Annotated in this window: 9 protein-coding genes, 1 tRNA gene and 1 other RNA gene; 10 read left to right on the forward strand and 1 reads right to left on the reverse strand. The window is 58.1% G+C overall.

Annotated features, from left to right (window positions below):
- Positions 1–34: 34 nt before the first annotated feature.
- Genes MR825_RS01760 through MR825_RS01770 form a run of 3 tightly spaced genes read left to right on the forward strand, consistent with a single transcriptional unit; the run spans position 35 to position 1,600 of the window.
- Complete coding sequence (locus tag MR825_RS01760; RefSeq protein WP_287878419.1) at positions 35–994, forward strand: N-acetylmuramoyl-L-alanine amidase; 960 nt, start codon at positions 35–37, stop codon at positions 992–994.
- Between the two features lie 35 nt (positions 995–1,029).
- A complete protein-coding gene (locus MR825_RS01765) occupies positions 1,030–1,293 on the forward strand; it encodes a hypothetical protein (protein ID WP_287878403.1) in 264 nt (87 codons plus the stop codon).
- Positions 1,286–1,600, forward strand: a complete 315-nt coding sequence (locus tag MR825_RS01770) for a phage holin, LLH family (protein WP_287878406.1) — start codon at positions 1,286–1,288, stop codon at positions 1,598–1,600. Before MR825_RS01765 ends, MR825_RS01770 begins: the two co-directional genes overlap by 8 nt.
- A gap of 81 nt (positions 1,601–1,681) precedes the next feature.
- On the opposite strand, the gene MR825_RS01775 is transcribed toward MR825_RS01770, so the two are convergent.
- Positions 1,682–1,757 (reverse strand) — tRNA-Ala (locus MR825_RS01775).
- Between the two features lie 160 nt (positions 1,758–1,917).
- Between MR825_RS01775 and ffs the strand changes: the two genes are divergently transcribed.
- The 7 genes from ffs to MR825_RS01810 all read left to right on the forward strand — a co-directional run bounded on the left by ffs (position 1,918) and on the right by MR825_RS01810 (position 8,073).
- Positions 1,918–2,182, forward strand: an RNA gene (ffs, locus tag MR825_RS01780) — signal recognition particle sRNA large type.
- 187 nt (positions 2,183–2,369) lie between these two features.
- Positions 2,370–4,115, forward strand: coding sequence for a DNA polymerase III subunit gamma/tau (gene dnaX, locus MR825_RS01785; protein WP_287878409.1), 1,746 nt, complete (start codon positions 2,370–2,372; stop codon positions 4,113–4,115).
- 12 nt (positions 4,116–4,127) lie between these two features.
- Positions 4,128–4,475, forward strand: a complete 348-nt coding sequence (locus MR825_RS01790; RefSeq protein ID WP_186909046.1) for a YbaB/EbfC family nucleoid-associated protein — start codon at positions 4,128–4,130, stop codon at positions 4,473–4,475.
- 100 nt (positions 4,476–4,575) lie between these two features.
- A complete protein-coding gene (locus MR825_RS01795; RefSeq protein ID WP_207723842.1) occupies positions 4,576–5,268 on the forward strand; it encodes a YoaK family protein in 693 nt (230 codons plus the stop codon).
- Positions 5,269–5,297: 29 nt separating this feature from the next.
- Positions 5,298–6,425, forward strand: a complete 1,128-nt coding sequence (locus MR825_RS01800; protein WP_186909045.1) for a DUF362 domain-containing protein — start codon at positions 5,298–5,300, stop codon at positions 6,423–6,425.
- 15 nt (positions 6,426–6,440) lie between these two features.
- A complete protein-coding gene (gene deoC / locus MR825_RS01805; protein WP_256176011.1) occupies positions 6,441–7,121 on the forward strand; it encodes a deoxyribose-phosphate aldolase in 681 nt (226 codons plus the stop codon).
- 340 nt (positions 7,122–7,461) lie between these two features.
- Positions 7,462–8,073, forward strand: coding sequence for a hypothetical protein (locus MR825_RS01810; RefSeq protein WP_186909043.1), 612 nt, complete (start codon positions 7,462–7,464; stop codon positions 8,071–8,073).
- Positions 8,074–8,524 lie beyond the last annotated feature (451 nt).

Genomic DNA, 8,524 nt, shown 5'->3' on the forward strand with positions numbered 1-8,524 from the left:
GAGGAGCTTCACCTCGGCAGAGGAGGGAAAAGGAATGAGTAATAGTTCTCTGGTGAGCTACACCAAGATTTCTCCGAACAGGACAAGCCCGAGAAACCATGAGGTAGACAGAATCACTCCTCATTGTGTGGTGGGTCAGTGTTCGGTGGAGACTGTCGGGAACATCTTCGCTCCCACTTCGAGACAGGCCAGCTCGAACTACGGTATCGGCGCAGACGGTCGTATCGGTATGTACTGTGAGGAGAAAGACCGTAGTTGGTGTTCTTCCAGCGGTGCGAACGACCATCGGGCAATCACGATTGAGTGTGCGTCAGACACCACAGCTCCGTATGCGATGAACAGCAAGGTTTACAATGCTCTGATTGACCTCTGCGTGGACATCTGCAAACGGTACGACAAGACGAAACTTCTCTGGCTGGTAGACAAAGAGAAGACCCTCGCCTACAAGCCGCAGAAGGACGAAATGATTATCACCGTTCATCGCTGGTTTGCTAATAAGAGCTGTCCCGGGGACTGGCTCTTTAACAGGCTCGGAGAGCTGGCTACGGCGGTCACACAGCGGCTTGGAGGGGCTGGGGGTAGTAGTAATACCCCCTCGACCACAAAGCCCTCTACGGGGGCTGGAAACGCCCTGTACAGGGTGCGTAAATCGTGGTCTGATAACAAAAGCCAGAAGGGAGCATTTAAGTCTCTGGACAATGCGAAAGCCGCCGCTGACAACAACCCCGGGTACTCGGTGTTTGACAGCAACGGCAAAGTTGTGTACACCCCCGGCGGCACGACTACCAGCTTCAAGCCTTACATGGTGAGGGTGACAACTGGGGAGCTGAATATCCGCAAAGGAGCGGGTACGAACTATGCCATTACCGGGTCTATCCGGGACAGGGGCGTTTATACCATTGTCGAGGAAGCTCATGGCGAGGGTGCTACTCTGTGGGGCAAGCTGAAATCTGGTGCTGGGTGGATTTCGCTCGACTTCACGATGAAGCTCTAATGCCTTATCGGGGCAAAAGAAGTAAAAAGGCTCGCATGGAGTTCTCAAAAGTAATTCTGGTTGTTGCGGCTATCGTAAATCTGGCGGTGATTGTCTTCACCTTCGTTATGATATGGAGGACGAGTGACCTCTCGCCGCTCACATACCTTATCCCGGCAGTAGCCGCCGAGACCGCCACAGGCACAGGATTTTATTATTCCAAGGCCAAGGTGGAAAACAGAATAAAACTGATGAAGCACTACAAGGTCGAGCCTACGGAAAATTCGTTCAATGATGAAGGAGGAGCTTACAATGGTTGATTTGACACAGGTAATCGTAGCGTTTCTGACGCTGGTCTTCTCTCTGGTATCGGTGTACCTCATTCCGTTTCTGAAAACCAAAGTCAGCGGCGAACAGCTTGAAACCATCAAGTTTTGGGTGAATATCGCTGTCGAAGCCGCCGAAATGATTTATGTCGGCAAGGGCAAGGGAGCGGAGAAGAAAGCCTATGTGGAGAAATATTTGAGCGAAAAGGGCTTTCGCCTCGACACCCGGGAGATTGACAGTCTTATCGAAGCGGCTGTGCTTGAGCTGAAAATCGCTACCAAAAAGAAAGAGGAAGCCTAACCGAAGTCAGACTTCCTCAATCGTCAGAACAAACCCGAAACAGTGCTTCACGAAAAACATAGGGTTCGGATTTGCACATTCTGGTGGACCTGATGGGATTCGAACCCACGACCTCTCGGATGCGAACCGAACGCGCTCCCAGCTGCGCTACAGGCCCTTTTCGAATTGGCACCCTGACATTATAGCATAAATTGAGCGGTTGTAAAGCCCCTTTTTGAAAAAAGTGAAAAGTGATATTGATAAATGGGGGAAAATGATGTATGATATCAAATACAGCCTTCCGAAGGGGGCGCATGAGCGCCCGGCCTGAGGCAAGGCCGCACTAGTCGGGGAGTTAGCGGTGCCCTGTACCTGCAACCCGCTACAGCAGGGATGAATCCCGGCCCCCGGAACCGCGCTGTGCCGTCTGACCCCGGTAAGCAGTGATGATGGATCGGTCCCGCGCAAGGTCGCCCCGTGAACCGTGTCAGGCGGGGAACCGAGCAGCACTAAGCGGAACGTGATCTGTGCCGTGGGGTGCCCGCTCCTGAGCCGGCTGCCGGGGTAACGGGCATAGCGAGGATTCCAAAGGCCGGTGTGCGGTCTTGCCACATGCCGGACGCGGCGAGAGGGGCGAAGCGACGCGGCTTTCCGCATCCTCCGCCCCTCTTTTTCTGTGCAAAAGCATACCGAAGACGCTCTGCAGGTCCTGAGGCGGGCAGCGTCCCGGCCTCCGGGCGCATGGGCCGGACGCTCAGACTCATGGCGCTTGCACAACATCACACAAGAGGTGACAGCCTTGTATCAAGCCCTATACCGCAAATGGCGGCCCCGGACCTTCGACGATGTGGTGGGCCAGTCCCACATTACCGATACCCTCAAGCGGCAGGTGGCTGCCGGAAGGCTGTCCCACGCCTATCTCTTCACCGGTACCCGGGGGACCGGGAAGACCACCTGTGCCAAGATCCTCTCCCGGGCGGTCAACTGCGAGCATCCGGTGGACGGCAACCCCTGCAATGCGTGCCCGGCCTGCCTGGGGATCGAGAGCGGCTCCATCCTGGACGTGCTGGAGCTGGACGCCGCGTCCAATAACGGCGTGGACCAGGTCCGTGCCTTACGGGACGAGGCGGTCTACACGCCTGCCGCCGTGAAGAAACGGGTTTACATCGTGGACGAGGTCCACATGCTCTCCACCGCCGCCTTTAACGCCCTGCTGAAGATTTTGGAGGAGCCTCCCGCTCATCTGATGTTTATCCTGGCCACCACCGAACTGCACAAGGTCCCGGCCACTATCAAATCCCGGTGCCAGCAATTCGCGTTCAAGCGCATCCTGCCCGGGGATATCGCGCTGCGCCTGTCTTATGTGGCGCAGCAGGAAGGACTGGCGCTGACCGAGGCGGGGGCGGCGCTGCTCGCCCGCCTGGCCGACGGCGGGATGCGGGACGCGCTGTCCCTGCTGGACCAGTGCGCCGGACCCGCCGGCAGCATCGGGGAGCAGGAGGTGCTGGACGCCCTGGGGCTGGCGGGCAACCTGGAGACCGCCCGGCTCATGGAGCAGATCGGGGCGGGGGAGACCGCCGCCGCGCTGGAGACGCTGTCCCGGCTGTACGGCGCGGGCAAGGAGGTGGGCAGCCTTCTGGGCGAGCTGTCCGCCCTGGCCCGGGATCTGCTGATCCGCAGGACCGCGCCTCAGGGAGGAGCGGCTCTGCTCATCGGAGGCTATGATGAAACGACCCTGCGGAAACTGTCCAATGCTTTCCAGACCCAGCGGCTGGCGCAGATGCTGGGCCTGCTCCAGGGCGCCATTGCGGACCTGTCCCGCAGCAGCAACCGGCGCACCGACGCGGAACTGTGTCTGATCCGGCTGTGCGACCCGACGCTGGACGAGAGCGCGGCCGGCCTGAACGCCCGGCTTTCCCGGGTGGAAGCCCTGCTGGCGGGCGGCATCCCCACCGCCTGCGCGGTGCCGGATCCCCCGCTGCCCCGCCGGGCGGCCCCCCAAACGGCCCCGGCGGCGGAGCCCGCTGCGGGCGGAGACCCGGCGGACCGTCCGCCCTGGGAGGAGGAGCGCGCGCCCCGGCCGGAAGCGCCGGGAGCGGCGGGACGGGAGCCGCAGGCCGCGCCCCAGACCGCGCGGTCCGTGCGTGCGCCCACAGCCGTGCCGGCCTCTTCCGCGCCGGTGTGCGGCGACCTCTGGCCCGGATTGGTGGCCGCGCTGCGGGGAAAGGTCCCCATGGGGGAGTATACCTTCCTGAACAACCCCTCCCTGGTACAGGGACGTCTGGACGGCAGCCAGCTTGTCCTTTGGGTAGAGTCGGATTTTGTCAAGAGCATGGTGGGCAAGCCCGCCATTTTGGAGACGGTGAGCAACGCCGCCTCGGCCATGACCGGCGGCGGGATACGCTGCATCGTCTCGGTAGGCAAGCCCCCCCAGGCCGCGCCGGAAGCGCCCGTGTCTCCTCCGGCGGAACACGACCGCCTGGACGACCTGCTGGCGTTTGGGGCGCAATTCGATAACATCATCATCAAAGAATAAAGGAGAATCGCTATGGCGAAGGGATTCAACAGCCGCGGCATGGGCGGCATGGGCGGCGGCATGAATATGAACATGATGAAGCAGGTTCAGAAGATGCAGCAGGACATGCTGAAGATGCAGCAGGAGTTGGAAGCCAAGACCTATACCGCCGCCGCAGGCGGCGGCGTGGTGTCCGCCACCGTTACCGGCAAGCGGGAGCTGACCGCCCTGACCATTGAGCCGGACGCGGTGGACCCGGAGGATGTGGAACTGCTCCAGGATATGATCATAGCGGCGGTGAACGAGGCGCTGCGGGCCGCGGAGAGCGATTCGGCCTCCTCCATGCAGGGGCTGACCGGAGGGCTGAACCTGCCGTTTTGAGTGTTTTGAGGAATCGCGCTTCCGGCGCCTTGCGGGGCTGGAAGACGCCGGGGTACAAGCGGCCTGCCCGCGCTGTGCGCTTCCAAGGCGGGTGGACGGGATGAAACGGACGCCGCCGGCCCAGATGTCGGAGACCGTTCGCCTGGGCGCCGTGTTGGCGGCCGCAGGCGGATTCCTGGATGCATACACCTATTTGACCCGAGGCGGCGTCTTTGCCAATGCACAGACGGGCAACATCGTTCTGCTGGGCGTCTATCTGGCCCAGGGCCAGTTCCGAACGGCGGGGCGCTACCTGATCCCTATTCTGGCGTTTGCCGCCGGAGTGATCGTGGCGGAGCTGATCAAGGCGCGCTTTCGGTATCATCCCGCCCTCCACTGGCGGCAGATCACCGTGGGGGCGGAGTTGGCGATCCTGGCGGCGGTGGCGTTTCTGCCGCAGCGCTGGAACGTTCCGGCCAATCTTGCCGTATCCTTTGTGTGCGCCATGCAGGTGGAGAGCTTTCGCAAGATCCGGGGCAATACCTATGCCACCACCATGTGTACCGGCAATCTGCGCAGCGCAACGGAGCTGTTGTTCCGCTGCTGCCGCAGCGGCGGGCGCTGTGAGCGGGAGCAGTGCCTGCAATATTACGGCATCATTCTCTTTTTTGCCTGCGGTGCGGCGCTGGGCGCGCTTTTCTGCCGGAGCTTGGGAGAGCGGGCCGTGCTGCTGGCCTGCCTGCTGCTGGCGGCGGCGTTTTTGCTGATGTTCCGGAACGGGGAGACGAGAGGGCGCGGCCGCGGGAAGGCATAACTTTGTTGGGATAGGAAGGTAGAGCACAGATGGAACAGGCAAAGGTGTACTTTTCGGACCTGCGGTGCCAGCCGGGGGTCAATCTGCTGCAAAAACTGGAACGGCTGATCCGCACGGCGGGAATCGGCGCGATTGATTTTGATCATAAGCTGACCGCCATCAAACTGCATTTCGGGGAGCCGGGCAACCTGGCCTTCCTGCGGCCCAACTACGCCAAAGTGGTGGCGGACGTGGTCAAGAGCCTGGGCGGGGTGCCCTTCCTGACCGACTGCAACACCCTCTATCCGGGGCGGCGGAAAAACGCGCTGGAGCATCTGGACGCGGCCTATGAAAACGGGTTTTCCCCGCTGACCACCGGCTGTCAGGTCGTCATCGGGGACGGCCTGCGGGGCAACGACGACGTGGAGGTGCCGGTGGAGGGGGCGGAGCATATCCAATGCGCCAAGATCGGCAAAGCCATCATGGAGGCCGACGTATTTCTTTCCCTCAGCCACTTCAAGGGCCACGAGCAGACCGGCTTCGGCGGGGCGATCAAAAACATCGGCATGGGCTGCGGGAGCCGCCGGGGCAAGATGGAACAGCATGCCGCGGGCAAGCCCACGGTGAGCCGGAGCCGGTGCGCAGGCTGCCGCAAGTGCGCCGTGCAATGCGCCCATGATGCGATTTCTTACGGCCAGGACCGGAAGGCCTGCATCGACCAGGGCAGATGCGTGGGCTGCGGACGCTGCATCGCCGTCTGCAACTTTGACGCCATCCGGCCGGATTACGATCTGGCCATGGAGGAGCTGAACTGCCGCATGGCGGAGTACGCCAAGGCGGTGGTGGAAGGGCGGCCCCATTTCCATATCAGCCTGGTGGTCGACGTGTCGCCCTACTGCGACTGCCACGGGGAGAACGACGTGCCCATCCTGCCCGATGTGGGCATGTTTGCCTCTTTCGACCCGGTGGCGCTGGATCAGGCCTGCGCCGACGCCTGCCTGCGGCAGAGGCCGATACCGGGGTCGCTGCTGGATGAGCGGATGCATGCGCCGGACTTCTGCGATCATCACGACCCGTTTATCAACACCACGCCCGTCACCGACTGGCGTGTCTGCCTGGAGCACTGCGAAAAGATCGGCGTGGGTACGCGCCGGTATGAACTGATCACCGTCCAATGAGAGGGAGCGCTTTTGATGGATCCAAAGCAGATTCTGCGGCACTGTGACCATACCCTGCTCCGGCCGACCGCCACCTGGCCGGAGATACGGCAGGTATGCGACGACGCGCTGGCGTTCGGCTGTGCCTCAGCCTGTATCCCGCCCGCTTATATCCGCCAGGCGGCCGGACACGTGGGCAACGAGCTGAAGCTGTGCACCGTGATCGGCTTTCCCAATGGCTCTTCCACCACTGCGGTAAAGGTCTTTGAGACGGAGGACGCCATTCGGGGCGGGGCGGATGAGATCGACATGGTGATCAACCTGGGATGGGTGAAGGAAGAACGCTGGGATGACGTGCTGGGGGAGCTGCGGGCGGTCAAGGCCTCCTGCCGGGGGCGCATCCTCAAGGTCATCGTGGAGGCCTGCCTGCTGGACCGGACGGAGAAGATCCGGCTGTGCCGGCTGATCACTGAGGCCGGGGCGGATTATATCAAGACCTCCACCGGCTTTTCCACCGGCGGCGCGACCCGGGAGGATGTGGCGCTGTTCCGGGCGTATATCGGCCCGGAGGTCAAGATCAAGGCCGCCGGCGGTATCCGTACGCTGGAGGACGCAGCAGACTTCCTGCTGCTGGGCGCCGACCGCCTGGGCACTTCCGCCATCGTAAGCCTGGTGAAGGCGGCGGAAGAGGGGAAGCAGACGACCGCAGACCTATAGCGCGCCGCCGTTTGCGCGGCGTCCACAAGAGAAAAAAAGCTTCAGCCTCACGGCCAATGTCATTAAGCGAAGCTCCAAACATGTCTGTAAAATGCATTAAAAATCGGAGCTTTACAGCAAATCCTGTTTGATATGGACTGTTGTTACTGATTATGGTATAATGCTACTATAACTAGGCAAATCGTTGTAGAGAAAAATCAGAACTTTTTCTTGTTTTTTCGTCTACTATAGTAAAGAAATATTTTCTGGCAGAATATTTCACAAAATTTTCATTGTTTCTGCAACACAATGCCTGTTATATTCATTATACACTTAGAAAGAGAAAAAGAGTTATTATAGTATGAAACGAAACGTATTCATTACAATAATGTTTTTGCTTGTATCATTCGCATTTTCTGCTTGCGCACCTGTAGCCCCTAGTGACCAAGCACCTGAATTTTTTAATGACATTGGAAAAACACTTAGTGAATTGAAAAATGAGCATCCTGAAGGCGAATTTATTGTAAGTTTAGATGGATTCCCAGATAGCGCTTCTGCATGTTTTGGGGAACAGGGGGCGAAATATGTTTACTTCTTTTTTGGAGGACATGACGGTGATTTTAAAAAGGCCATGACCGAATGTGAAGAACAGATAAAATGCTCTGGTTTTATAACAACAGCAAACATACTTTTTACAGACATGGGAGATGACATGTCCTTTCAAGATTTCTTCTCCTTGATCGGTGTCGATGATTATGAGTACTTCGGAGAAGACACGATAACTGCAGAAGGTTGGTTAAGATTCACGTATAGTGGTATGGAAGTAATGGTAAATACAAACGAAGCTGTTGCTGGCGGCGGATGGGATGTCACAGGAGTGGAAAGAGTGAAGAGTAATGCTCCGGTGTCTATTGTAGACCCAGAAATATTAAATACCAATCAAGACTTAGCTGAGGCGGTTATGTTCGATTGAACTGTGTCATGAGAAACCTTGCCTTTAGCATATAGCCGACAAATTCCAATTTGGTAAGAGAGGTTGAATAGAGTTTTTACTCATCAACACACAGAGCGAACAGAGCCAATAATAAAGCGAAAAAGTACCCACCCCATTGAAATGAACCGAACCAGTAAAAACGGACAATAGACAAAACGCCCCCTAATGTAGGAAAATGAAAGTACTACATTAGGGGGTATTATTATGGCAAGGAAGTATCGCACACCCAGGAATTACTGCCTAAAATCAAAGAAATGCTTGAAGGCGGGATAAGGTAAAATAAGTTGCGCAAGATAAGGTAAAATAAGTTGCGCAAATATAAAAGAGGATAAAAAGAGACATGGTTTGCAGAACTCTGGTAGAATGAAGTTGCGACACACCATTCTGAAAGGAGTCTGTAAACCATGTCCGAGAAAATTGTACAACTGAA

Source organism: Lawsonibacter sp., assembly GCF_022777125.1.
In the GTDB taxonomy this organism is placed as follows: domain Bacteria; phylum Bacillota; class Clostridia; order Oscillospirales; family Oscillospiraceae; genus Lawsonibacter_A; species Lawsonibacter_A hominis.